Origin of the sequence: Actinopolymorpha singaporensis (assembly GCF_900104745.1) — a bacterium.
Taxonomy (GTDB): Bacteria; Actinomycetota; Actinomycetes; order Propionibacteriales; family Actinopolymorphaceae; genus Actinopolymorpha; species Actinopolymorpha singaporensis.
In genome coordinates, this window is the sequence record NZ_LT629732.1 from 1,470,559 (window position 1) to 1,496,025 (window position 25,467).

At 67.1% G+C, this 25,467-nt stretch carries 12 protein-coding genes and 3 rRNA genes; 11 read left to right on the plus strand and 4 right to left on the minus strand.

Features of this window, described 5'->3' with window-relative positions:
- From BLU27_RS06675 to rrf, 11 genes are all read left to right on the plus strand, one after another.
- Positions 1 to 1,410, plus strand: a complete 1,410-nt coding sequence (locus tag BLU27_RS06675; RefSeq protein ID WP_092651613.1) for a formimidoylglutamate deiminase — start codon at positions 1 to 3, stop codon at positions 1,408 to 1,410.
- Positions 1,411 to 1,636: 226 nt separating this feature from the next.
- A complete protein-coding gene (locus BLU27_RS06680) occupies positions 1,637 to 3,856 on the plus strand; it encodes a M4 family metallopeptidase (RefSeq protein ID WP_092651615.1) in 2,220 nt (739 codons plus the stop codon).
- Between the two features lie 491 nt (positions 3,857 to 4,347).
- Positions 4,348 to 6,231 (plus strand): molecular chaperone DnaK, encoded by a 1,884-nt coding sequence (dnaK, locus tag BLU27_RS06685; protein ID WP_092651617.1) that lies wholly within the window; start codon positions 4,348 to 4,350, stop codon positions 6,229 to 6,231.
- Positions 6,228 to 6,974, plus strand: a complete 747-nt coding sequence (gene grpE / locus BLU27_RS06690; RefSeq protein WP_092651619.1) for a nucleotide exchange factor GrpE — start codon at positions 6,228 to 6,230, stop codon at positions 6,972 to 6,974. Before dnaK (BLU27_RS06685) ends, grpE begins: the two co-directional genes overlap by 4 nt.
- Before the next feature lie 23 nt (positions 6,975 to 6,997).
- On the plus strand, positions 6,998 to 8,179 hold the full coding sequence (gene dnaJ, locus BLU27_RS06695; RefSeq protein WP_092651621.1) for a molecular chaperone DnaJ: 1,182 nt from the start codon (positions 6,998 to 7,000) through the stop codon (positions 8,177 to 8,179).
- Complete coding sequence (locus BLU27_RS06700; protein WP_092651623.1) at positions 8,176 to 8,646, plus strand: heat shock protein transcriptional repressor HspR; 471 nt, start codon at positions 8,176 to 8,178, stop codon at positions 8,644 to 8,646. The genes dnaJ and BLU27_RS06700 overlap by 4 nt, the downstream gene beginning before the upstream one ends.
- 146 nt (positions 8,647 to 8,792) lie before the next feature.
- On the plus strand, positions 8,793 to 11,408 hold the full coding sequence (gene clpB / locus BLU27_RS06705) for an ATP-dependent chaperone ClpB (RefSeq protein ID WP_092651625.1): 2,616 nt from the start codon (positions 8,793 to 8,795) through the stop codon (positions 11,406 to 11,408).
- Between the two features lie 144 nt (positions 11,409 to 11,552).
- On the plus strand, positions 11,553 to 13,427 hold the full coding sequence (dnaK, locus tag BLU27_RS06710) for a molecular chaperone DnaK (protein WP_092651627.1): 1,875 nt from the start codon (positions 11,553 to 11,555) through the stop codon (positions 13,425 to 13,427).
- Between the two features lie 746 nt (positions 13,428 to 14,173).
- A 16S ribosomal RNA gene (locus BLU27_RS06715) occupies positions 14,174 to 15,690 on the plus strand.
- Between the two features lie 455 nt (positions 15,691 to 16,145).
- Positions 16,146 to 19,273: ribosomal RNA gene (locus BLU27_RS06720) — 23S ribosomal RNA — on the plus strand.
- A gap of 187 nt (positions 19,274 to 19,460) precedes the next feature.
- A 5S ribosomal RNA gene (gene rrf, locus BLU27_RS06725) occupies positions 19,461 to 19,577 on the plus strand.
- Together the 16S, 23S and 5S rRNA genes form the textbook arrangement of a ribosomal RNA operon.
- A gap of 199 nt (positions 19,578 to 19,776) precedes the next feature.
- On the opposite strand, the gene BLU27_RS06730 is transcribed toward rrf, so the two are convergent.
- The 4 genes from BLU27_RS06730 to BLU27_RS06745 are packed head-to-tail and all read right to left on the minus strand — an operon-like array spanning position 19,777 to position 25,416.
- On the minus strand, positions 19,777 to 21,231 hold the full coding sequence (locus BLU27_RS06730; RefSeq protein WP_092651629.1) for a glycosyltransferase: 1,455 nt from the start codon (positions 21,229 to 21,231) through the stop codon (positions 19,777 to 19,779).
- Complete coding sequence (gene wecB / locus BLU27_RS06735; protein ID WP_092651631.1) at positions 21,228 to 22,340, minus strand: non-hydrolyzing UDP-N-acetylglucosamine 2-epimerase; 1,113 nt, start codon at positions 22,338 to 22,340, stop codon at positions 21,228 to 21,230. Before wecB ends, BLU27_RS06730 begins: the two co-directional genes overlap by 4 nt.
- Complete coding sequence (locus tag BLU27_RS06740) at positions 22,337 to 23,662, minus strand: glycosyltransferase (RefSeq protein ID WP_092651632.1); 1,326 nt, start codon at positions 23,660 to 23,662, stop codon at positions 22,337 to 22,339. Before BLU27_RS06740 ends, wecB begins: the two co-directional genes overlap by 4 nt.
- Positions 23,656 to 25,416 (minus strand): glycosyltransferase family 4 protein, encoded by a 1,761-nt coding sequence (locus BLU27_RS06745; protein ID WP_157728274.1) that lies wholly within the window; start codon positions 25,414 to 25,416, stop codon positions 23,656 to 23,658. Before BLU27_RS06745 ends, BLU27_RS06740 begins: the two co-directional genes overlap by 7 nt.
- Positions 25,417 to 25,467 lie beyond the last annotated feature (51 nt).

The window sequence follows — 25,467 nt, forward strand, 5'->3', positions numbered from 1 at the left end:
ATGAACCCGGAGCCGACCGCGTACTGGTGCGCGCTCGCCTGGCTGCCGCCCGGCCAGGCCGAGCCCGGCGTGGTGGTGGAGGTGGCAGGGACGCGGATCACGGCGGTCCGCACGAACGTGCCTCGGCCGCCCGCCTCGGCCGTCCAGCTACCCGGGCTGACCATCCCCGGCCTGGCCGACGTGCACTCGCACGCCTTCCACCGGGCGCTGCGCGGGCGCACCCAGGACCCGCTCGAAGGTACCGACGACGGTGGCGGCAGCGGCCGCACCGGGACCAGCGGCGGGACCGGCACGTTCTGGACCTGGCGGGACCGGATGTACGAGGTCGCCGAGCGGCTGGATCCCGACAGCTACTACGACCTCGCCGTCGCGGTGTACGCCGAACTCGCCCTGGCCGGAGTCACCTGTGTCGGGGAGTTCCACTACCTCCACCACGGGCCGGGCGGCCGCCGCTACGACGACCCGAACGCGATGGCCGACATGCTGATCGCCGCCGCCCGTACCGCAGGCGTCCGCATCTGCCTGCTCGACGCGTGCTACCTCACCGGCGGGATCGGTGCACCGCTGGCCGGAGTGCAGGAACGCTTCGGCGACGGGGACGCCGAGCGGTGGGCGAGCCGCGTGGACGCGCTGTACGAGAGATACGCCGGCGCCGACGACGTGACGATCGGGGCCGCGGTGCACTCGGTGCGTGCCGTACCCGCCGAGCAGCTTCCGAGCGTGGCCGCGTGGGCGCACGCCCGGGCCGCACCGCTGCACGTCCACGTCGCCGAGCAGCCTCGCGAGAACGCCGACTGCGTCGCGGCGTACGGCATGGATCCCGTACGCCTGCTGTTCGACCGCGGTGTCCTCGGCCCCCGCGCCACGGCGGTGCACGCCACGCACCTGGACGACGGCGGCGTCGGCCTGCTCGCCCAGACCGGCACGACCGTGTGCCTGTGTCCCACGACCGAACGCGACCTCGCCGACGGACTCGGTCCGGCGGGCGCGCTGGCCCGGGCCGGCGCCACCCTCGTCCTGGGCAGCGACAGCCACGCGGTCGCCGACCTCTTCGCCGAGGCCCGCGCCCTGGAATGGGGTGAGCGCCTCGCCACCGGACGCCGCGGCCACTGGTCCGCGTCCGCCCTGCTCACCGTGTGTACCGAGGCGGGCCATCGTGCGCTCGGCTTCCCCGACACCGGGGTGATCGAGGTCGGCGCCCGCGCCGACCTGGTGAGCGTCCGGCTGGACTCGGTGCGTACCGCCGGAACCGACCCGGCACACGCCGCGCAGGCGGTGGTGTTCGCCGCCACCGCGGCCGACGTCGACTCGGTGGTCAGCGGTGGCGTGCAGGTCGTGGCCGGCAGTCGGCACCGACGGGTGGACGACGTCGCTGGCCGGCTGGACGCTGCGGTTCGTGCCGTGTGGTGAGTGAGCGGCCACCAAGGTTCTGAGGGCCCCGAAGCCCAGCGAGCTGCGCGCACAGTAACCACTTCGTCATGTCCGGTCTCAGTATCTCGGAGCCGGCTTGGATTTGTCCCACCTCGGGTATCCAAAACGTCCGATTTGCCACTAGGCTCCTCGGGCACCTGTATGCGCGTTCGGATCGCTCCGGTACGCGAGGTCACGTCACACTTCGGACTAATGGGGGTTCCTAGTGAAGTACCGACGCGCAGTCGGCGGTATCGCCGCCCTGGCGACGGTCGTCAGCGGGAGCGCTTTGGCGCTCGCCGCACCGTCATACGCCGGCACGATGTCCGGCCCGAGCTTCCTGCCCAAGAAGCCGGACAGCACCATCAAGGTCCTGGAGGGTTCGGACGGCGACGTCACCGGCATCGCGGCCAAGGGGTCCGCGATCAAGCTGCCGAACGGTTCGTCGGAGTCTCCGAAGACCGCGGCCAGGACGCACCTGCAGAACTTCGCCGGCAAGCTCGGCGTCGACCCGGCCCAGATGAGGACGGTCAAGGCGCAGAAGGTCGACGGCGGCAACACCGTCCGGATGCAGCAGTACATCAACGGCGTCCCGGTCGTCGCGGGCGAGCTGGTCGCGTCCCTCGACAAGCAGAACAACCTCGAGGCGCTGCTCGGCAAGACCGCCAAGGGTTCGGTGCAGGCGCCGAAGAAGACGAAGCTGTTCAGCGTCGGCGCCAGCCGCGCCGTGGCGCGCAGCTACGTCGCCAAGAAGGCGGAGGTGTCCGCCGCCAAGCTCGAGGTCAAGAGCGAGGGTCGCTGGATCTACAACCCCTCGCTGCTGGGTGCGCCCGGTGCGCCGGTCAACCGCGAGACGCAGAAGTTCCAGGTCAACACTCCCGACCACGCCGTCGACTACACCGTCTTCGTCGACAGCGGCTTCCACACCGTCGCGCTGGCCGTCAGCAACAACCACGCGGCGCTCAAGCGCGACATCTGCGACCTGAACAACAAGGACGCCGGTGACCTGGAAGGCGCCGTGTGCGACGGGTCCACCAACAAGTACACCCGCCGCGAGGGCCAGGCGAAGTCCGGCATCGCCGACGTCGACAAGGTGTACGACAACCTCGGCGTCGTCTCCAAGTGGTACGCCTCCTACGCCGGCCTGGACGTCTCGGCGTTCATCGGCGGCGACAGCAAGACGCTGAAGGCCTCCACCCGGACCTGCCTGTCGCAGCTGCAGCCGGGCTGCCCCCTGGCCAACGCCTTCTGGAGCGACGGCATCCAGCAGATGGTCTACGGCGACGGTGTGACCGGCCTCGACGTGACCGGCCACGAGCTGACCCACGGCGTGACGTCCCACACCTCCGCGCTCTACTACGCCTACCAGTCGGGTGCGATCAACGAGTCGATCTCCGACACCATGGGCGAGCTGATCGACCTGGCCGCCAACCCCGGCAAGGCCACCAGCGACCAGGGCTGGCTGATCGGTGAGGACGAGAAGCCGGCGTCGCCGGACCTGCCCGCGCCGCTGCGCAGCATGAAGGACCCGACCAAGTTCGACCAGCCTGACCGGCTGACGTCCTCGATGTGGGCTGCCGACGCGCAGTTCCGCGACAGCGGTGGCGTGCACACCAACAGCGGTCCGGGCAACAAGACCGCCTACCTGCTGACCCAGGGCGACACCTTCAACGGCTACACCATCCGTGGTGTCGGGCTGGCGAAGGCGTTCAAGATCTACTGGACCGCCGAAAACCTGATGACCTCGGGTACGGACTACAAGGATCTGTTCAACGTCCTGCCGCTCTCGTGCCGCAAGAACATCGGCAAGACGGGCACCTACATCACCGAGGACGACTGCGCCCAGGTCGACAAGGCCGTCCGCGCGACCGAGCTCTACAAGGACCCGGCCAACGCCGCCCCGGTTGCCACGCCCTACTGCACCGCCGGCAACGTGAAGACGTCCTACGTGCAGACCTTCGACACCACTCCGTCGGACTGGTCGATGGCCGGTGGGGCCGGCCTGACGAAGGCGGACCTCGGGTTCGACTACGTCAACACCGGCAAGGATGCGCTCGGGCTGTTCACCCAGCCGGCGTACTCCCCCTACCCGGCAGTCACGAGCAGCACGGCGACGTCTAACCAGAAGACCATCCCGGCCGGTAGCTGGCTGCGGATCGACTACGCCACCCTGTTCAGCCTGTACCAGCCCTCTTCGGGTACGACCGCCAAGCTGGAGTACGACGACGGCAGCGGGATCTGGAGGAACGCCAACACCCTGCCCGGGTCGGTCAACCCGGGTTCGTGGACCAAGCACGACTCCCACGGCTGGGCCTCGGCGAAGTACAACCTGCTGACTCTCGCCGGGAAGAAGGTCAAGTTCCGGATCTCGGCCAGCGGTCTGTCGAGCGACGGCCAGGCGTCGGTGATGGATGTGGACAACTTCAAGATCTACACCTGCTCATGACCGACGCTCGGGTGGTCGGCCAGGTGAGCCACCGCGTCAGCGGCGCCGCCGACCGGAACACCCACCCGTAGTCACCGCGCGACGAGTCGAGAGGGCCCCGAGATCGCCACTGGTGATCTCGGGGCCCTCTCGCATGCCCGTCTTCCGCTGTGAGGCGGGCCCCGGATGGAACTTTCGTGCTGGCTCGCCTGCCCGCCGGCCGCCCCGACGGCCGAGCCCGACGGCCACCCCGACCTGCGACGTCTTCGCACGGGAACCCGGAGGTGACCCTGACCCGACCCTGAACTTGAGCCAAGCTGACTCACCTCTGTTGACTGCAGCGGGCTAGGTCGGCAAGATTGAGCCGGTTGCACTCAAGGCTCACAGGTCGGACTCCGGCCACCGCCGGTGGGGGCGACCCCAGCACGATCGCGCAAGCGCATCGCACACACAACACCAGATCCATCCGCACGGCACCCGCCGGGCGGCTCTCAACTCGGAGGCTTGTGGTTATGTCTCGTTCGGTCGGTATCGATCTTGGTACGACGAATTCTGTGGTGGCGGTTCTTGAGGGTGGGGAGCCGACGGTTGTGACGAATGCGGAGGGTGCGCGGACGACTCCGTCGGTGGTGGCGTTTGCGAAGAATGGTGAGGTGTTGGTGGGGGAGGTGGCGAAGCGGCAGGCGGTGACGAATGTTGATCGGACGATTCGTTCGGTGAAGCGTCATATGGGGTCGGGTTGGTCGGCGTCTGTGGATGGGAAGCCGTTTACGGCGCAGCAGATTTCTGCGTTTGTGTTGCAGAAGTTGAAGCGTGATGCGGAGGCGTATCTGGGGGAGTCGGTGACGGATGCGGTGATTACCGTGCCGGCGTATTTTTCGGATGCGCAGCGTCAGGCGACGAAGGAGGCTGGTGAGATCGCTGGGTTGAATGTTCAGCGGATCATCAATGAGCCGACTGCGGCTGCGTTGGCGTATGGGTTGGACAAGGGGTCGGATCAGACGATTCTGGTGTTCGATCTGGGTGGTGGGACCTTCGATGTCTCGTTGTTGGAGATTGGTGAGGGTGTGTTCGAGGTGAAGGCGACCTCGGGTGACAATCATCTGGGTGGGGATGACTGGGATGCCAAGATCGTGGACTGGTTGGTGACTCAGTTCAGGAACAAGCATGGTGTGGATCTTGGGGCGGACAAGATTGCGAAGCAGCGGCTGACGGAGGCTGCGGAGAAGGCGAAGATCGAGTTGTCGTCGGCGTCGGAGACGTCGATCAATCTGCCGTATGTGACGTTGGGTGAGTCGGGTCCGTTGCATTTGGACGAGAAGTTGACCCGGGCTGAGTTCCAGCGGATGACGGGGGATTTGTTGGAGCGGTGTCGTCGGCCGTTCCAGCAGGTGTTGAAGGATGGCGGGGTCGAGGTGGGCAGGATCGATCACGTGATTCTTGTGGGTGGGTCGACGCGGATGCCTGCGGTGGCGGATCTGGTGCGGGAGCTTACGGGTGGTAAGGAGCCGCACAAGGGTGTGAACCCTGATGAGGTGGTGGCGATTGGTGCGTCGTTGCAGTCGGGTGTGTTGCGGGGTGAGGTGAAGGATGTCTTGTTGTTGGATGTCACTCCCCTGTCCCTCGGCATCGCCACCAAGGGTGGTGTGTTCACCAAGATCATCGAGCGCAACACCACCATTCCCACGAAGCGTTCCGAAGTGTTCACCACGGCCGAGGACAACCAGCCCTCGGTGATGATCGAGGTTTTCCAGGGCGAACGCGAGATGGCCCGCGACAACAAGTCGCTGGGCAACTTCGAGCTCACCGGACTTCCGCCCGCACCCCGAAACGTCCCGCAGATCGAGGTCGCGTTCGACATTGATGCGAACGGGATTGTGCATGTGTCTGCGAAGGATCTGGGGACGGGTCGTGAGCAGAAGATGACGGTGACCGGTGGGTCTGCCCTCCCGAAGGAGGACATCGACCGGATGGTCCGGGACGCGGAGCAGTATGCGGAGGAGGACCGTCGCCGTCGTGAGGCCGCGGAGTTGCGTAACCAGGCGGATTCGCTGGTGTATCAGACGGAGAAGTTCGTGGCGGACAACCCTGACAGTGTTCCGGCGGAGGTGAAGTCGGAGGTCGAGCAGGATGTCGCGGCGTTGAAGAAGGCGTTGGAGGGTGAGGACAACGATGCCTTGAAGTCGGCGTTCGACAAGTTGTCGGAGTCGCGGACGAAGATGGGTTCGGCGATCTATGCCAATGCCCAGCAGGCCCAGGGCACCCCGGCCGGCGACACCGGCGCGGGCGCTGGTGACGCCTCCACCGGCGGCGGGGACGACGACGTGGTCGACGCCGAGATCGTCGACGAAGACAAGCCCGCGGGCGGCAACGAGGGACAGGGCGGTCAGAAGTGAGCCAGGCCGAGGAACACGAAGGACCCGTGGTCCGCGACCGACGGCGCATCGACCCTCGTACCGGTGAGATCCGGGAGGAGGCGCGGGCGACCGCGCCTTCGCCCGACGCCGGCGAGGCGGCCGACACCGCCGCGACCGGTGAGCCGGGTGGCGGCGCCGAGGAGGCCCCGGCGGTGTCCGCCGCGGAGGTGGAGGCGCTCAAGGCGGCCGTGGTCGAACGCACCAACGACCTCAAGCGGCTCCAGGCGGAGTACGTCAACTACAAGCGGCGGGTCGACCGCGACCGGCAGGCCAACCAGGAACAGGCCGTCGGCAGCGTGCTGACCGAACTCCTGCCCGTCCTCGACGACATCGGCCGGGCCCGGGAGCACGACGAGCTGTCCGGCGGTTTCAAGGCGGTGGCCGAGGCGCTGGAGACCTCGTTGTCCAAGCTGGGGCTGGTGAAGTTCGGCGAGGTCGGCGAGGAGTTCGACCCGCGGATCCACGACGCGCTCATGCACGCGTACTCCGACGACGTGTCGGGGCCGACGTGCTCGGCCATCCTGCAGCCGGGCTACCGGCTGGGCGAGCGGGTGCTCCGGCCAGCGCGGGTCGCCGTCACCGAACCCACCGTCGGACTGCCGCCGGAGCAGGCGGCGCCCAGCGTCGACGCCGACGCGGCCTCCGGGGCGGAGTCCGGGTCGGCCGACGACGAAGGCGCCACGGCGGGCGCCGACGACCAACCGCCGACCGGCAACGGCTGAGCAAGGGGGAGGTGGGGAGCACCATGGGCACGAAGGAATGGCTCGAGAAGGACTTCTACAAGGTGCTCGGCGTCTCCAAGGATGCATCGGCCGAGGAGATCAAGAAGTCCTACCGCAAGCTCGCCCGGCAGAACCACCCCGACGCCAACCGGGGTGATGCCAAGGCGGAGGAGCGGTTCAAGGAGGTTTCCGAGGCCTACTCCGTCCTCTCCGACCCGGCCAAGCGCAAGGAGTACGACGAGGCACGGTCGCTGTTCGGCGGAGGCGGGTTCCGCTTCCCCGGCGGCGGTGGAGGGGCCGGCGGCCAGACCGGCGGTTTCCCGTTCGACCTCGGCGACATCTTCACCCAGCAGGGCGGCAACCGTGGCGGTGGTCTGGGCGACATCCTCGGTGGCATCTTCACCGGTGGACGCACCCGGACCCCGCCGGGCACTCGCCCGCGCCGGGGTGCCGACGTGGAGACCGAGGTCACCATCGGCTTCCGCGACGCGGTCGACGGCGTGACGGTGCCGCTCCGGATGACCAGTGACGCGCCGTGCCCGGCGTGTTCGGGCACCGGGGCGAAGGCCGGCACGATGCCGCGGGTGTGCCCGGACTGCGAGGGCGTCGGCATGCGGGCGACCTCCCAGGGCGGTCGGCTGGCGATGACCGAGCCGTGCCGCTCCTGCCGGGGCCGTGGCCTGGTGGTCGACAACCCGTGCCCGACCTGCCATGGGTCGGGCCGGGCGGAGTCGGCGCGCACGATGCAGGTCCGCATCCCTGCCGGGGTGTACGACAACCAGCGCATCCGGCTGCGCGGCAAGGGCGCCGCGGGTGAGCGGGGCGGACCGGCCGGCGACCTGTACGTCACCGTGCACGTGCAGGCGGATGAGCGGTTCGGCCGCAAGGGCGAGCACCTCACCGTCACCGTGCCGATCTCGTTTCCCGAGGCTGCGCTCGGTGGTGAGGTGAAGGTGCCCACGCTCGCCGGCCCGCTGGTCACCCTGAAGATTCCGCCGGGCACACCCAACGGCCGTACGTTCCGCGTACGCGGCAAGGGCGCGGCCCGCCGGGACGGCACCAAGGGCGACCTGCTGGTCACCGTGGAAGTGGTCGTCCCCGACCACCTCGACGACAAGGCCCGGGAAGCCCTCGACGCCTACCGCCGGGCGACCGGTACCGACGCGGCGCACGGTGGGTACGGCGGGAAGGAAGGCGTCCGATGACGAGTACCCGTGCCGGCTCGCCGGACGGTTCGCGCCGTTCCCGGCCGGCCTTCGACGTGTCGATGGACGCCGAGACACCGGTGTACGTCATCAGCGTCGCGGCCGAACTCACCGGCCTGCACCCGCAGACGCTTCGCACCTACGACCGGCTCGGCCTGGTACGGCCGGGCCGGTCGGGGGGCGGCGGCCGGCGTTACTCGCTCCGCGACATCGAGACCCTGCGGCACGTCACCGAACTCACCGCAGCGGGCATCGGCCTGGAGGGCGTGCGGCGGATCCTCGAGCTGGAGTCCGTGGTCGAGACACTCGGCGCACGGGTGCAGGAGTTGGAAGGCGCTCTCGAGGACGCCCGGCTGATGTTCGAACGAGCCGCCGAGCAGGCGGCCTATCTCCCCGAGCTCCTGCCCCGCCCGAGCCAGGCCGTCGTGGTCTGGAAGGGCCGGGCGCGGCGTCGGCGACAGCCCTGATCTCACGGGTCCCGCCATGACCACCCACGACCCAGGGCCCCGAACGATCACAAAGTTGAGTGGAATGGACTCAACTTCCGGATGGTTCAACCAGCAGAAGACCCGATGACCACGACGGGGACACCGAAACCGGGGACACGGAAACCATGGATGCACAGAAACTGACGACCAAGAGCCAGGACGCGCTCTCGGCCGCGATCCGCCGGGCGGCCAACGGCGGCAACCCGGCCGTGGAGCCCGTCCACCTGCTCATCGCGCTCGTCGCCGAGCCGGAAGGCACCGCGGCGAGCCTCCTCGAGGCGGTCGGTGCCGACCGCCGGACGGTGGAGAAGTCCGCCGTCGACGCCGCCGAGCGGCTGCCCGCGGCGAGCGGGTCGACCGTGCAGGCGCCCGGACTGTCCCGTCCGCTCTACCAGGTGATGCAGGTCGCCCAGGACCAGGCGACCGAGCTCGGCGACGAGTACGTCTCCACCGAGCACCTCCTGGTCGGGCTCGCGACCGTGGCCGGCCCTGCCAAGGACGTCCTGACCCGGGCCGGCGCCAACGCCGAGGCCCTGCTGGCGGCGTTCGCCCAGGTCCGCGGCTCCGCGCGGGTGACGACCCCCGACCCCGAGGGCACCTACAAGGCACTTTCGAAGTACTCCGTCGACCTCACCGAACGCGCCCGCGAGGGCAAGCTCGACCCGGTGATCGGGCGGGACTCCGAGGTGCGCCGGGTGATCCAGGTGCTGTCCCGGCGTACCAAGAACAACCCCGTGCTGATCGGCGAGCCCGGCGTCGGCAAGACCGCCGTCGTGGAGGGACTCGCCCAGCGGATCGTCGCCGGTGACGTTCCCGAGTCGCTGAAGGGACGCCGGCTGGTGGCGCTCGACCTGGGTTCGATGGTCGCCGGCGCGAAGTACCGCGGTGAGTTCGAGGAACGCCTGAAGGCCGTACTCAACGAGATCAAGGAGAGCAACGGCCAGGTCATCACGTTCATCGACGAACTCCACACCGTCGTCGGCGCAGGGGCATCCGGCGACAGCTCGATGGACGCCGGCAACATGCTCAAGCCGATGCTGGCCCGCGGCGAGCTGCGGATGATCGGCGCCACCACGCTGGACGAGTACCGCCAGCGGATCGAGAAGGACCCCGCCCTCGAACGCCGGTTCCAGCAGGTCTTCGTCGGTGAGCCGTCCGTCGAGGACACCATCGCGATCCTGCGCGGCCTGCGCGAGCGCTACGAGGCGCACCACAAGGTGCAGATCGCCGACGCGGCCCTGGTTGCCGCCGCGACCCTGTCCAACCGCTACATCACCGGGCGCAAGCTGCCCGACAAGGCGATCGACCTGGTGGACGAGTCGGCGAGCCGGCTCCGGATGGAGATCGACTCCAGCCCGGTGGAGATCGACGAGCTGCGCCGGCAGGTCGACCGGATGCGGATGGAGGAGCTGGCCCTCTCCAAGGAGGACGACGCCGCCAGCCAGGAACGCCTGGCCACGCTGCGCGCCGAGCTCGCCGACCGCGAGGAGACGCTGCGCGGGCTGGAGGCCCGGTGGGAGAAGGAGAAGTCCGGCCTCAACCACGTGGGCGAGGTCAAGCAGCGACTGGACGACCTGCGGGTGCAGTCCGAGCGCGCCCAACGTGAGGGCGACCTGGAGACGGCGGCCCGCATCCTCTACGGCGAGATCCCGCAGCTGGAGAAGGAGCTGCGGGAGGCCAGTGAGGCGCCGGTCGAGGTCTCCGACACGGTGTCGATGGTGCGCGACGAGGTCGGGCCCGACGAGGTCGCCGAGGTGGTGTCCGCCTGGACGGGCATCCCCACCGGCCGGCTGCTCGAAGGCGAGACCGGCAAGCTGCTGCGGATGGAGGACGAGCTCGAGCACCGACTCATCGGGCAGCGCCGTGCCGTGACCGCGGTGTCGGACGCCGTACGCCGTGCCCGCGCCGGCGTGTCCGACCCGGACCGGCCGACCGGATCGTTCCTGTTCCTCGGCCCGACCGGTGTCGGGAAGACCGAGCTGGCCAAGGCGCTCGCCGAGTTCCTCTTCGACGACGAGCGCGCGATGGTCCGGATCGACATGAGCGAGTACGCCGAGAAGCACTCGGTGGCCCGCCTGGTCGGTGCGCCGCCCGGTTACGTCGGCTACGAGGAGGGCGGTCAGCTGACCGAGGCGGTTCGCCGCCGCCCGTACTCCGTCATCCTGCTGGACGAGGTGGAGAAGGCGCACCCGGAGGTCTTCGACGTACTCCTGCAGGTGCTCGACGACGGCCGGCTCACCGACGGGCAGGGGCGCACGGTCGACTTCCGCAACGTCATCCTCATCCTCACCAGCAACATGGGTTCGCAGTACCTCGCCGACCCGGCGCTGGCGGAGGAGAAGAAGCGCGAGCTGGTGATGAACGTCGTCCGCACGTCGTTCAAGCCGGAGTTCCTGAACCGCCTGGACGAGGTGGTGCTGTTCGATCCGCTGGGTACGGAGGAACTCACCCGCATCGTCGAGCTCCAGGTCTCCGCCCTCGCCCGGAGGCTGGCCGACCGGCGGATCAGGCTCGAGGTCACCGACGGCGCGAAGGAGTGGCTGGCGCTGACCGGCTACGACCCGGTGTACGGCGCCCGTCCGCTGCGCCGGTTGGTGCAGTCGGCGATCGGCGACGGCCTGGCCCGCAAGTTGCTCGCCGGCGAGGTCCGCGACGGCAACCGTGTCCTCGTCGACGTCAACGACGCCAACGACTCGCTGGAGATCGAGCTCGCCCCGTCCGAACCCGCCCGGGTCGCCTGACCCGGGCCTCGCAACTCAGGCACCTGACAACCCTGTCCGTTCGATCCGGCCGACCGGTCGGCTCCCCTCTTCATCGGTAGACAACACCCGGTGCGGCGCCCTCGCGGGCGTCGCACCCCCAATCTGGCTCGGAGGCTTGTGGTTATGTCTCGTTCGGTCGGTATCGATCTTGGTACGACGAATTCTGTGGTGGCGGTTCTTGAGGGTGGGGAGCCGACGGTTGTGACGAATGCGGAGGGTGCGCGGACGACTCCGTCGGTGGTGGCGTTTGCGAAGAATGGTGAGGTGTTGGTGGGGGAGGTGGCGAAGCGGCAGGCGGTGACGAATGTTGATCGGACGATTCGTTCGGTGAAGCGTCATATGGGGTCGGGTTGGTCGGCGTCTGTGGATGGGAAGCCGTTTACGGCGCAGCAGATTTCTGCGTTTGTGTTGCAGAAGTTGAAGCGTGATGCGGAGGCGTATCTGGGGGAGTCGGTGACGGATGCGGTGATTACCGTGCCGGCGTATTTTTCGGATGCGCAGCGTCAGGCGACGAAGGAGGCTGGTGAGATCGCTGGGTTGAATGTTCAGCGGATCATCAATGAGCCGACTGCGGCTGCGTTGGCGTATGGGTTGGACAAGGGGTCGGATCAGACGATTCTGGTGTTCGATCTGGGTGGTGGGACCTTCGATGTCTCGTTGTTGGAGATTGGTGAGGGTGTGTTCGAGGTGAAGGCGACCTCGGGTGACAATCATCTGGGTGGGGATGACTGGGATGCCAAGATCGTGGACTGGTTGGTGACTCAGTTCAGGAACAAGCATGGTGTGGATCTTGGGGCGGACAAGATTGCGAAGCAGCGGCTGACGGAGGCTGCGGAGAAGGCGAAGATCGAGTTGTCGTCGGCGTCGGAGACGTCGATCAATCTGCCGTATGTGACGTTGGGTGAGTCGGGTCCGTTGCATTTGGACGAGAAGTTGACCCGGGCTGAGTTCCAGCGGATGACGGGGGATTTGTTGGAGCGGTGTCGTCGGCCGTTCCAGCAGGTGTTGAAGGATGGCGGGGTCGAGGTGGGCAGGATCGATCACGTGATTCTTGTGGGTGGGTCGACGCGGATGCCTGCGGTGGCGGATCTGGTGCGGGAGCTTACGGGTGGTAAGGAGCCGCACAAGGGTGTGAACCCTGATGAGGTGGTGGCGATTGGTGCGTCGTTGCAGTCGGGTGTGTTGCGGGGTGAGGTGAAGGATGTCTTGTTGTTGGATGTCACTCCCCTGTCCCTCGGCATCGCGTCGGGCCGACTGTCCGGCCAGGGCGGCATCTTCACCAAGATCATCGAGCGGAACACGACGATCCCGACCACCAAGTCGGAGATCTTCTCCACCGCGGCCGACGGACAGTCGTCCGTCCTGATCGAGGTGTTCCAGGGCGAGCGGGCCATGGCGGCCGACAACAAGTCCCTCGGGAACTTCGAGCTCACCGGCATCGCGCCGGCGCCGCGCGGCGTACCCAAGATCGAGGTGTCCTTCGACATTGATGCGAACGGGATTGTGCATGTGTCTGCGAAGGATCTGGGGACGGGTCGTGAGCAGAAGATGACGGTGACGGGTGGGTCTGCCCTCCCGAAGGAGGACATCGACCGGATGGTCCGGGACGCGGAGCAGTATGCGGAGGAGGACCGTCGCCGTCGTGAGGCCGCGGAGTTGCGTAACCAGGCGGATTCGCTGGTGTATCAGACGGAGAAGTTCGTGGCGGACAACCCTGACAGTGTTCCGGCGGAGGTGAAGTCGGAGGTCGAGCAGGATGTCGCGGCGTTGAAGAAGGCGTTGGAGGGTGAGGACAACGATGCCTTGAAGTCGGCGTTCGACAAGTTGTCGGAGTCGCGGACGAAGATGGGTTCGGCGATCTATGCCAATGCCCAGCAGGCCCAGGGCACCCCGGCCGGCGACACCGGCGCGGGCGCTGGTGACGCCTCCACCGGCGGCGGGGACGACCTCGTGGAGGGCGAGGTCGTGGACGAGGACAAGCCCGGCGATCAGAAGTAAGTAGTCGATCACCCGCCGAGGAACCCGCCCCGGTCGGCGGCGCACAGGTGAAGTACGCCTGTTCCCCGTCGGCCGGGGCGGACGCGTTCGGCGTCCCGCCAGGCGTCCTCAGGGGCCTCCGTAGGTGCCTCCGAGCGGACTTCGCGATGGTCGACCCCCGGGTTGACCATCGCGAGACGACCATGTAACTTCTACGAGTCGCCGGAGAGCGGGACGCCGAAAGGCGGCCGGAACGGCGGCCAGAGCGCAGGGACACATCGCTCATCACGCAGCTGCGTGACGGACGTGGGATCCAGGCGAGCCGGTCACGAGGGGCCCGATTTGCCGGGCAGCGGAGAGATCGGTAAGGTTTACCGGGTCGCTGAGAGCGCAGGACACCGAAGAGGTGGCCGGACCAGCGATCACCCCCCATGAGATCAGCGCAGGAGCGCTTCGGCGTTCTGAGCGGATCTTGAGGGTGCCCCGAACAGCCGAGTTGACACGGATGGTCGGAGCAAGTAACGTAGAAGAGTTGCCCCGGAGCCGGGCTGGGAGGTCTGGTTCTGGTGTGTGTCTGATCCTTGAGAACTCAACAGCGTGCCGAAAGTCGATGCAGTGTTTTTTGCCCCGTTGGCAAGTGCTGCGCGTGCCTGATGGCCTTTTGGTTTTTGGGTGTTGTGTGGTGTCTTGTCACGGATTCCTTTGGTGACAGGCGGCCCTGTTTTTTTTGGGGTTGTTTGTTTGCTGGGGTGGCTTTTTGTTGGTTTTCAACGGAGAGTTTGATCCTGGCTCAGGACGAACGCTGGCGGCGTGCTTAACACATGCAAGTCGAGCGGAAAGGCCCTTCGGGGTACTCGAGCGGCGAACGGGTGAGTAACACGTGAGCAACCTGCCTTCAGCTCTGGGATAAGCCTGGGAAACTGGGTCTAATACCGGATATGACCTCTGCCTGCATGGGTGGTGGTGGAAAGATTTATCGGCTGAAGATGGGCTCGCGGCCTATCAGCTTGTTGGTGGGGTGATGGCCTACCAAGGCTTTTACGGGTAGCCGGCCTGAGAGGGCGACCGGCCACACTGGGACTGAGACACGGCCCAGACTCCTACGGGAGGCAGCAGTGGGGAATATTGCACAATGGGCGGAAGCCTGATGCAGCAACGCCGCGTGAGGGATGACGGCCTTCGGGTTGTAAACCTCTTTCAGCGGGGACGAAGCGTGAGTGACGGTACCCGCAGAAGAAGCGCCGGCCAACTACGTGCCAGCAGCCGCGGTAACACGTAGGGCGCGAGCGTTGTCCGGAATTATTGGGCGTAAAGGGCTCGTAGGCGGTTTGTTGCGTCGAAAGTGAAAATCCGGGGCTTAACTCCGGACTTGCTTTCGATACGGGCAGACTAGAGGTAGGCAGGGGAGAGTGGAATTCCTGGTGTAGCGGTGGAATGCGCAGATATCAGGAGGAACACCGGTGGCGAAGGCGGCTCTCTGGGCCTTACCTGACGCTGAGGAGCGAAAGCGTGGGGAGCGAACAGGATTAGATACCCTGGTAGTCCACGCCGTAAACGTTGGGCGCTAGGTGTGGGGGACTTCCACGTTCTCCGTGCCGCAGCTAACGCATTAAGCGCCCCGCCTGGGGAGTACGGCCGCAAGGCTAAAACTCAAAGGAATTGACGGGGGCCCGCACAAGCGGCGGAGCATGTTGCTTAATTCGATGCAACGCGAAGAACCTTACCTGGGTTTGACATGCAGAGAAATCTCGTAGAGATACGGGGTCCGTAAGGGCTCTGCACAGGTGGTGCATGGCTGTCGTCAGCTCGTGTCGTGAGATGTTGGGTTAAGTCCCGCAACGAGCGCAACCCTCGTCCTATGTTGCCAGCGGGTAATGCCGGGAACTCATAGGAGACTGCCGGGGTCAACTCGGAGGAAGGTGGGGATGAGGTCAAGTCATCATGCCCCTTATGTCCAGGGCTGCAAACATGCTACAATGGTCGGTACAATGGGCTGCGAAATCGTAAGGTGGAGCGAATCCCTAAAAGCCGGCCTCAGTTCGGATCGGGGTCTGCAACTCGACCCCGTGAAGTTGGAGTCGCTAGTAATCGCGGATCAGCAACGCCGCGGTGAATACGTTCCCGGGCCTTGTACACACCGCCCGTCAAGTCATGAAAGTCGGCAATACCCGAAGCCGGTGACCTAACCCCTTGTGGGATGGAGCCGTCGAAGGTGGGGCTGGCGATTAGGACTAAGTCGTAACAAGGTAGCCGTACCGGAAGGTGCGGCTGGATCACCTCCTTTCTAAGGAGCTTTTCTGGTGGCCGCCGTTGGTGGTTGTCCAGGGCGCCGTTGTCCGGCCGTGTGTGTCGGAGCGGTGAGCTCATTAGTGGAGCATCGGCTAGTGGGTGTTCGTCCACGGTTTCCGCGTGGCCTAGTACTACCCCTCTGTTTGCTTGCTGCCTTTGGTGGTGGGTTGGGGGGTGTGGAACGGGGCGTGGGTTGTGGGTGGCGCTGAGGCACGTTGTTGGGTCCTGAGGGATCAGGCCAGGGCCATGTGTGGTTGTGGTTTGGTTTCCTTGGGTTGTCGGGCCGTTCCTTCACCGGACGGCCACCCGGGTTCGCGCTGGCGGTTGTTTTTTGCCGGGGTTTGCTTGTGGTGGTTTGCGGTGGTTGTGGGGTGGTGTCCGTTCGTTTCTTGAGAACTGCATAGTGGACGCGAGCATCTTTGTTTTGCCGAGAACTGTGTCTGTTTGTTGTGACAAGTTAGTAAGGGCACTCGGTGGATGCCTTGGCACCAGAAGCCGATGAAGGACGTAGGAGCCTGCGATAAGCCCCGGGGAGTTGGCAACCGAGCTGTGATCCGGGGGTGTCCGAATGGGGAAACCCGGCTGGAGTCATGTCCAGTCACCGGCGCCTGAACACATAGGGCGTTCGGAGGGAACGCGGGGAAGTGAAACATCTCAGTACCCGCAGGAAGAGAAAACAATTGTGATTCCGTGAGTAGCGGCGAGCGAAAGCGGAAGAGGCTAAACCGTGTAGGTGTGATAGCTGGCAGGTGTTGCCTATGCGGGGTTGTGGGATCGTCCGGTCGGAGCTGCTGATCCGGCGAGGAGTTATAAACCGCTGCGGAAGTCGAAGGGTCTGGAAAGTCCCGGCATAGCAGGTGATACCCCTGTAGACGTAACGTGGTGGCTCCTGGGCGTGTTCCCAAGTAGCACGGGACCCGTGAAATCCTGTGTGAATCTGGCGGGACCACCCGCCAAGCCTAAATACTTTCTGGTGACCGATAGTGAACCAGTACCGTGAGGGAAAGGTGAAAAGTACCCCGGGAGGGGAGTGAAATAGTCCCTGAAACCGTGTGCCTACAATCCGTCGGAGCGTCCCTTCGGGGGTGTGACGGCGTGCCTTTTGAAGAATGAGCCTGCGAGTTAGTGGTGCGTGGCGAGGTTAACCCGTGTGGGGAAGCCGTAGCGAAAGCGAGTCCGAACAGGGCGTTGAGTCGCGTGCTCTAGACCCGAAGCGGAGTGATCTACCCATGGGCAGGGTGAAGCGCGGGTAAGACCGCGTGGAGGCCCGAACCCACCGGCGTTGAAAAGCCGGGGGATGACCTGTGGGTAGGGGTGAAAGGCCAATCAAACTCCGTGATAGCTGGTTCTCCCCGAAATGCATTTAGGTGCAGCGTCGCGTGTTTCCTACCGGAGGTAGAGCACTGGATGGTCTAGGGGGCCGACAAGCTTACCGAAATCAGCCAAACTCCGAATGCCGGTAGGTGAGAGCGCGGCAGTGAGACTGCGGGGGATAAGCTTCGTAGTCGAGAGGGAAACAGCCCAGATCACCAGCTAAGGCCCCTAAGCGTTCGCTAAGTGGAAAAGGATGTGGAGTCGCAGAGACAACCAGGAGGTTGGCTTAGAAGCAGCCACCCTTGAAAGAGTGCGTAATAGCTCACTGGTCAAGTGATTCTGCGCCGACAATGTAGCGGGGCTCAAGCGAACCGCCGAAGCTGTGGCATTCACGTATTGTTCGGCTCTGCCCTTCGGGGTGGGTCCAGACGTGTGGATGGGTAGGGGAGCGTCGTGTGGCGTGTGAAGCGGCGGGGTGACCCAGCCGTGGATGCTACACGAGTGAGAATGCAGGCATGAGTAGCGAAAGAGGAGTGAGAAACTCCTCCGCCGAATGACCAAGGGTTCCAGGGCCAGGCTAATCCGCCCTGGGTAAGTCGGGACCTAAGGCGAGGCCGACAGGCGTAGTCGATGGACAACGGGTTGATATTCCCGTACCGGCTTTGTCGCGCCCATGCCGAGCCCGGTGATGCTAAGCGCCCGAGCCTGGTTCGACCTTTCGGGGTTGTTCTGGGTGAGCGCGTGACCCGATCCGGTAGTAGGCAAGCGATGGGGTGACGCAGGAGGGTAGCTCTACGCGGCGATGGTAGGCGAAAGCTGATCCGCGGGCAAAGGTGTAGGACGAGACGTTGGCAAATCCGCGTCTCATGTGTCTGAGACCTGATGCCGAGCCGATTGAGGCGAAGTGAGTGATCCCATGCTGCCGAGAAAAACCTCTAGTGAGTGACAAGGCCGCCCGTACCCCAAACCGACACAGGTGGTCAGGTAGAGAATACCAAGGCGATCGGGCGAACCGTGGTTAAGGAACTCGGCAAAATGCCCCCGTAACTTCGGGAGAAGGGGGACCGGATCCGTGAGGGGACTTGCTCCCTGCAGCGGTGAAGGTCGCAGAGACCAGGCCCAAGCGACTGTTTACTAAAAACACAGGTCCGTGCGAAGTCGCAAGACGATGTATACGGACTGACGCCTGCCCGGTGCTGGAACGTTAAGGGGACCGGTTAGATCCTTCGGGGTCGAAGCTGAGAACTTAAGCGCCAGTAAACGGCGGTGGTAACTATAACCATCCTAAGGTAGCGAAATTCCTTGTCGGGTAAGTTCCGACCTGCACGAATGGCGTAACGACTTGGGCGCTGTCTCAACCACGGACCCGGCGAAATTGCACTACGAGTAAAGATGCTCGTTACGCGCAGCAGGACGGAAAGACCCCGGGACCTTTACTACAGCTTGGTATTGGTGGTCGGTTCGGTTTGTGTAGGATAGGTGGGAGACTGTGAAGCCCGGACGCCAGTTCGGGTGGAGTCAACGTTGAAATACCACTCTGATCGTATTGGCTGTCTAACCTCGGTCCGTTATCCGGATCAGGGACAGTGCCTGGTGGGTAGTTTAACTGGGGCGGTTGCCTCCCAAAATGTAACGGAGGCGCCCAAAGGTTCCCTCAGCCTGGTTGGCAATCAGGTGGCGAGTGCAAGTGCACAAGGGAGCTTGACTGTGAGACCGACAGGTCGAGCAGGGACGAAAGTCGGGACTAGTGATCTTACGGTGGCACGTGGAAGCGCCGTGACTCAACGGATAAAAGGTACCCCGGGGATAACAGGCTGATCTTGCCCAAGAGTCCATATCGACGGCATGGTTTGGCACCTCGATGTCGGCTCGTCGCATCCTGGGGCCGGAGCAGGTCCCAAGGGTTGGGCTGTTCGCCCATTAAAGCGGTACGCGAGCTGGGTTTAGAACGTCGTGAGACAGTTCGGTCCCTATCCGCTGTGCGCGCAGGAGACTTGAGAAGGGCTGTCCCTAGTACGAGAGGACCGGGACGGACGAACCTCTGGTGTGCCAGTTGTTCTGCCAAGAGCACCGCTGGTTGGCTACGTTCGGAAGTGATAACCGCTGAAGGCATCTAAGCGGGAAGCACGCTTCAAGATGAGGTCTCCCACCGGGTCAACCGGGTAAGGCCCCCAGAAGACGACTGGGTTGATAGGCCAGATGTGGAAGCGAGGACTAACGACTCGTGAAGCTGACTGGTACTAATAGGCCGAGGGCTTGTCACACACCACACCCGCAGGGTGTGAACACGACACGTGTGACCTCGAAGCGAAACAAACGACTGTGTGCGTCCACTATGCGGTTCTGAAGACACGAACCACCCACCCCGGCCGGCAACCGGCATCCCACAAAGGATTGCTGGTTTTTGCTGGTGCGCGGTCTGCTGGTTGCTGGTTCACATCTTCACAGCGTTACGGCGGTCATGGCGAAGGGGAAACACCCGGTCCCATTCCGAACCCGGAAGTTAAGCTCTTCAGCGCCGATGGTACTGCAGGAGGGATCCTGTGGGAGAGTAGGACGCCGCCGGACATACATTGGTTGAGGGCCACCCCACACGGGGTGGCCCTCAGTCATTTCTGAAGCTCTTTCACGTGCCGCCGGGTCCGTTCACCAAAACGCCCGGGTCCATTCACCCCAACGCGACACTGACCCGTCGGCGGCTGAGCCCGGGCTACCGGGTGCGCGGAGGGGGTCCGGTACCGCTCCGGGGATTCCGGAGGTTCCCGGGTCAGGCGTGGTCGGTGACCGTCCGGCGTCGGTCCGCTTCGGCCTCCGCCGGCCACCGGTAGACGTCGTGGGCGATCGCGAGGCGACGGGCGCGGTAGGCCGGGGAGCTGTCCGGCAGCACGTGCTCGACCGGATGGTCGCCGCGCAGTTGGGCCGGGTCCAGCCGGTCGGTGACGATCGGCCGGACGGCCAGGGGGCGGGTGGGCCCGGGGACCGGTATCCGACCCAGCGCGCGGCGCACGGCGGAGGTCCCTGCCGGACCGAGCATGCGCATCACGCCGGCCCGGGCCTCCAGGTCGAAGGCCCGCAACCGTTCGGCTCGGCCGGCCCGATGGCCGGTGAAGCGCGCCAGGTCGCCCAGCAGCTGCGCCATGGCCAGGTGTCCGGTCGGCGTCGGCAGTCGCGCACACGTGGCAGCCAGCTCGGTCCGTACGGCGGGGTCCAGCAGCCGTGCACACGCCGCCGCGACGCCGGGCGCGGAGTCGTCCGCCGCCAGCACGGCGAGCCCGTCCTGGGCCACCGCGGCGGACCGCGCTTGTTGGTCGTCGGTGGCGGTGGCGGCGTTCGGCACCAGAACGGTCGGGACCCCGGCCGGCAGCAGTTCGTGCACCGCGTTGTAGCCGGCCGCGCTCACCGCCGCGTCGAACGCCGCGAGGTGGCGGGCCAGCGGGTAGACGCCCACGAGCTCGTGGACGCGAGCCGCCTCCGCGGGTGGCAGCCCGGACCGGGCCAGCGGCGCCCGGGTCACCGCCACCTGCCACTCCGGGCGGTCGAGAAACGTCCGGATCGCCGCCAGCGCGGGAGTGACCGCGTCGTTGATCGACCCGGCGCCGAGGGTGACCAGGGCGGTGGGCCGTTCCGGGTCGAGGCCGAGCGCGGCCGCCGCCTCCGGTCGCGACAGTGGGCGACTCTGCGGCCAGACGCTGATCGGAGGCACCCGTACGGCGTTCCGGCGCCCGGCCGTGGCGCCCCGGTCGGCCTCCGCGGCCAGGTCGCCTGGTTCGACGACCAGGTCGAAGAACGGGTCGGCGGCCAGCGCCCGCCGGTTCGCGCCCGGCCGCCACATCCCCCGGCGTACCCAGACGAACGCGACCTCGGGGTGTGCGGCCCGGGCCCGGAGCAGTCCGAGGTAGGGCGCCACTCCGTCGAAGACGAAGGTGTCGGCGCCCGTCTCGGCCAGCAACGCGCCGACGCGCGCGGCGAGGTAACCGTGCCAGGACAGGTGCGGCATCCAGTTGCGGTGGTGGCTCGGGCAGTACTCCGCCCGCAGCCCGTGCCGGGTCACCACGTGCACGGCCTGGGAGAGGGAGAAGACGATGGGTTCGGCGTCCACCGTGTCCTGGACCGCGAGCGCGACGGCGGCCTGGCGGGCCAGGTGACCCATCCCGGTGCCGTTGCTGGTGGCCAGGACGATCCGGCGCGCCGGGGCTCGCCCGCGGGCGGAGGTGTCGCTCATCCGGTCGGGTCGACCGTGCCCGCCGCGGAGGACCGGTCGGCCAGCCAGGCGGAGACGATCGCGGCGATCCGCGGCCCGGCCTGCCCGTCCCACAGCGGCGGAACCGGCCACGACGACGGGCGCCCGCGGTCGGCGATCTGCGCCAGTTCGGCCGGCAGCGTGTCCGCCCGTACCAGCCGGTTGGTGCCGTGGCTGATGGTCGCCGGTCGTTCGGTGGACGGCCGAAGGGTGAGGCAGGGTACGCCGAGCACGGTGGTCTCCTCCTGCACGCCGCCGGAGTCGGTGAGAACCGCCTCGGCGCCGCGGACGAGCGACATGAACTCGACGTACCCCAGCGGGTCCACGACCTGGATGCCCGGGTGGTCGGCGAAGCCCAACTCGAGCAGCCGGGCCCGGCCGCGCGGGTGCAGCGGAACCACGATCGGCATCAGGTCGGCGCACTTGTGCATCGCCTGCACCAGCGTGCGGGCCTGCGTCTCGCTGTCGACGTTGCCGGGACGGTGCAGCGTGGCCACGGCGTACCGGCCGTTCAGCCCGTGCGCATCCTGCGCCGGACCGGGCTCGAAACGGTCCAGGTGGGTGAGCAACGTGTCGATCATCGGGTTGCCGACGAGGTGGATCCGGTCGTCCGGTACGCCTTCGCGGGCCAGGTGGCCGATCGCCTCCGGGCTGGTCACGAACGCGAGATCGGACAGCGCGTCGGTGACCTTGCGGTTGATCTCCTCCGGCATGGTCAGGTCGAAGCTGCGCAGCCCGGCCTCCACGTGTGCCAGCGGTACGCCGAGCTTCGCGCAGACCAGGGCCGCCGCCACCGTGGAGTTGACGTCGCCGTACACGACGACGAGTTCGGGCGGCTCGGCTGTGAACAGTTCCTCCAGCGCGACCATCACCGCTGCCGTCTGACTCGCGTGCGAGCCCGAGCCGACGCCCAGGTTGACGTCCGGGCGGGGCAGGTCCAGCTCCTGGAAGAAGATCTCCGACATCCGGTCGTCGTAGTGCTGTCCGGTGTGCACCAGCCGCTGCTCGACCCCGAGGCGGGCGAGTGCGGCCAGCACCGGTGCGGCCTTGGGAAAGTTCGGTCGGGCGCCGGTGATGTGCACGACGGTCACGGTGTTCCTCCTTGGACGTGGTCTGGGTCGTGCCCTGAGGCGAGCGCAGGGTCGGGCTCTGGGTCGTGCTCTGGGTCGAGCCAGCCGCGCACGGCGGCGGCGAAGGTGGCCGAGACCCGGGCGGGGGCGAGGCGCGCGGCGGCCGCGGCGGCGCTCGCCCGGGCCTGTGGTGTGGCGAGCACCTGCGCTGCCTCGGTGAGGGCTTCGAGCAGGCCGTCGACGCTGCCGGCGGTGGGGTTGCCGAAGGCGCCGGCGTACGAGGATTCGGCGTACGAGGATTCGGCGTACGAGGTACCGGTGTGCGTGGTCCTCCCGTCGTACCGCAGCGTGTGGTTCGCCTCCAGCCGCAGCCCGGGTGCCGCGTCGTCGCGGACCACCGCCGGCAATCCGAACGTGAGCGCGAGCGCTCGGGCGCCGGAGTTCAGCGAACGGCGGTACGGCAGCACCGCGACGTCGGCTGCCCGGAGGTAGACCTGCATCTCCTCCACCGGGATCTTCCGCAGCGAAGCGTGCGCGGTGGGATGCGCCCGCACCCGGTCCCGGAACGCCAGCGTCTCCGGGTCCGACCCCGCCGGTCCGGCGACGAGCAGGGCGTACCGCCCGGGTTCGCGTTCACACAACCGGTCGAACGCGTCGAGCAGTTCGGTGATCCCCTTGTACGGCTGGACCCGGCCGAGCAGCAGGAAGACGGTGGTGCCGTCGGGCAGGCCCAGCTCGGCCCGGGCCTGCGCGCGCGGCATCCACGAGGGATAGGCGTCCTGGTAGCACGGGTGAGGGACCGCGAGCTCCTTGGCCGCGGGGATGTCGAACCACGGCGCGACCAGCTCGCGGGTGCGCGGGCTCATCACGTGCACGCGTTCGGCCAGGGAGACGACGTTCTGCCGCAGCTCGGCGTCCAGCTCCGGGTAGCGGGTCTCGTGCGGAAGTATGTTGTGCACCGTCCACAGCAGCCGCGCGCCGGTGTCGCACAGCTGTGCCAGCCCGTCCAGGAACGCCTTCACCCGATCGCGGGCGTCGGCCTCGTCGCGTGCCTTGGCCAGCACGAAGTTGAGCCAGTGCAGATGTACGACGAACTCCACGCCCGAGCCGGCGACCATCTCCGCCACCTGCCGGGTGATGGTGAGGTCGTACGTCGGCAACGGCGTGAACCCGGCCGGGCGCAGCCGAGAGTAGAGCAGGTCCTGGAAGGGGTTCCCGGGCATGACCGGGAAGTATCCGAACAGCACGCCGTCCGGCCGGGTCCAGTCGTGCGCGGCCAGTTCGCGGGCCGCGTCGTCGACGGCCAGGGCGGCTTCGTGGCCGAGGCGCCGGGTGATCAGCACACCGATCCCTCTCGTGCAGTACGTCTCAGCCGGCCCTGCTCACCCTCACGGCCCGACCGGCCGGGCCGGAGCAGGTCGGCGTACGCCTGACCGAACGCGCCGGCCACCGCGTCCCAGGACCGCTCGGCGGCGACCCACTCCGCCGCGTTGTCAACCAGCAGTTGCCGGGCGGGCACGTCGTCCATCAACTCGGCGGCCGCGGCTGCCAGCGCACCCGCGTCGCCGGCCGGGAACACCTGTCCACGTGGGGCTCCCGCGACTCCTGGCGTGCTGCCCACGATCTCGGCCAGCGCGGGCAGGTCGGCGACCAGAACGGGGATCCGCATCGCCATCGCCTCGAACGGCTTCATCGGCGAGACCATCCGGGCGGCGCGCTCGTCCACCCGGGGCACCACGAACAGGTCGATCTGGGCGTAGTGCCCGGCCACCTCGTCGAAGGACACGTTGCCGGTGAACACCACGTGCTCGGCCACGTCGAGGCGCCGAGCGAGCTGCTCCAGCTCGGGACGGCGGCCACCGTCGCCGACCAGCAGCCCGGTCACCCCGCGTCCCCGCGCCCGCAGCCTGGCCACCGCCTCGATCAGCACCTCCTGTCCCTCCCGCGGGTGGGACAGGTTGCTCACGTAGCCGAGGGTGAACGTGTCCGTCAGTCCCAGTCTGCGGCGCAGGTCCGGGTCACGCGGGCGGGGCGCGAACCGGTCGAGGTCGACGCCGTTGGGCACCACCCGCACCTTGTCGGCCGGGATGCCGTGGCGTTCGACGATCTCGTCCCGCATCGGCGAGGACAACGTGAGGACGAGGGAGGCTTCGCGCATCATCGCGGTCTCGGTGGCGAACCGGCGGCGCGGATAGTCCGCGGTCTCGGCGAGTTGGGCGTCGGCGGTCCAGGTCGTCTCGAAGAAGCTGCGCACCTCGTACAACCACGGGATGCCGGCCCAGCGGGCGACCGCACCGGCGGCCAGCGCGGCCTCGTATCCCCGGTGCCCGGACGAGACGTGCAGCAGGGCGGGGCGCTCGCGGGCGACGACCCCGGCGAGGGTGGCGGCGGCCAGACCGGCGTACTCGTCGTAACCGAGGTCGCGGAGGCGGCGGCCGGCGTTCGGCAGCAGATGGTGGTACGTCACGCCTTCGACGATGCTGCGCTCCGGCGCGGGCGTCCCGTCGGTCAGGTCCAGGGTGCCGGGGAAACCGGGCTCGGTCACGCCCATGACGTCCCAGCCCGCGCGGGCGAGTGCGCGCAGCGACTCGTGGGACCGGGTGCAGAACCCGTTGTGCAGATAGGGCCTGGACTCCTTGGCGACGTAGAGCACCCGGCCCTCGCGCGCGCGGTAACCCCGCGGAGCGGGTGCGGTGACCACCGGCCGCCAGCGCGGGTCGGTCTCCCGGGCCCGGCCGACCGCCCTGCGGGCCTCCCGCCAGTGCGCGGGCAGCCCTGTGAGCTCGGCCCGGGCGACCGCGTACGACCCGGCCTCGGTGACCGCACCCCGCTTCGTCGCCACCCGAAGTCCCAGCTCGAGCGCGGCCTCGTCGACCGGGTCGCGCCGCAGCACGGCCTCTACGCGCGCCGCGGCCTCGGCGTACTCCCCGGCGCCGAGGCTCGCCCGGGCGGTGCTCAGACCGGTCCGCGCCACGAGCGCGGTCTGCCCGCCGAGCACCGTCCGCTGGAGCTGACGCAGCCGCCGACGGGCCCTAGGAGAGAGGTGCTGCCGGGCGAGCGCACGCCCGCGCCGGGCCAGGTCGTCCGCGAAACTCAACCTCCGCCCCCTTTGGCTCGTACGAGGTGCCGCGTCGGTCTGCACTCTGTC

Coding starts and splice junctions, on each gene's coding strand:
- BLU27_RS06675 (WP_092651613.1), top strand. CDS start 1: ATGAACCCGGAGCCGACCGCGTACTGGTGCGCGCTCGCCTGGCTGCCG.
- dnaK (WP_092651617.1), top strand. CDS start 4,348: ATGTCTCGTTCGGTCGGTATCGATCTTGGTACGACGAATTCTGTGGTG.
- dnaJ (WP_092651621.1), top strand. CDS start 6,998: ATGGGCACGAAGGAATGGCTCGAGAAGGACTTCTACAAGGTGCTCGGC.
- BLU27_RS06700 (WP_092651623.1), top strand. CDS start 8,176: ATGACGAGTACCCGTGCCGGCTCGCCGGACGGTTCGCGCCGTTCCCGG.
- clpB (WP_092651625.1), top strand. CDS start 8,793: ATGGATGCACAGAAACTGACGACCAAGAGCCAGGACGCGCTCTCGGCC.
- dnaK (WP_092651627.1), top strand. CDS start 11,553: ATGTCTCGTTCGGTCGGTATCGATCTTGGTACGACGAATTCTGTGGTG.
- BLU27_RS06730 (WP_092651629.1), bottom strand. CDS start 21,231: ATGAGCGACACCTCCGCCCGCGGGCGAGCCCCGGCGCGCCGGATCGTC.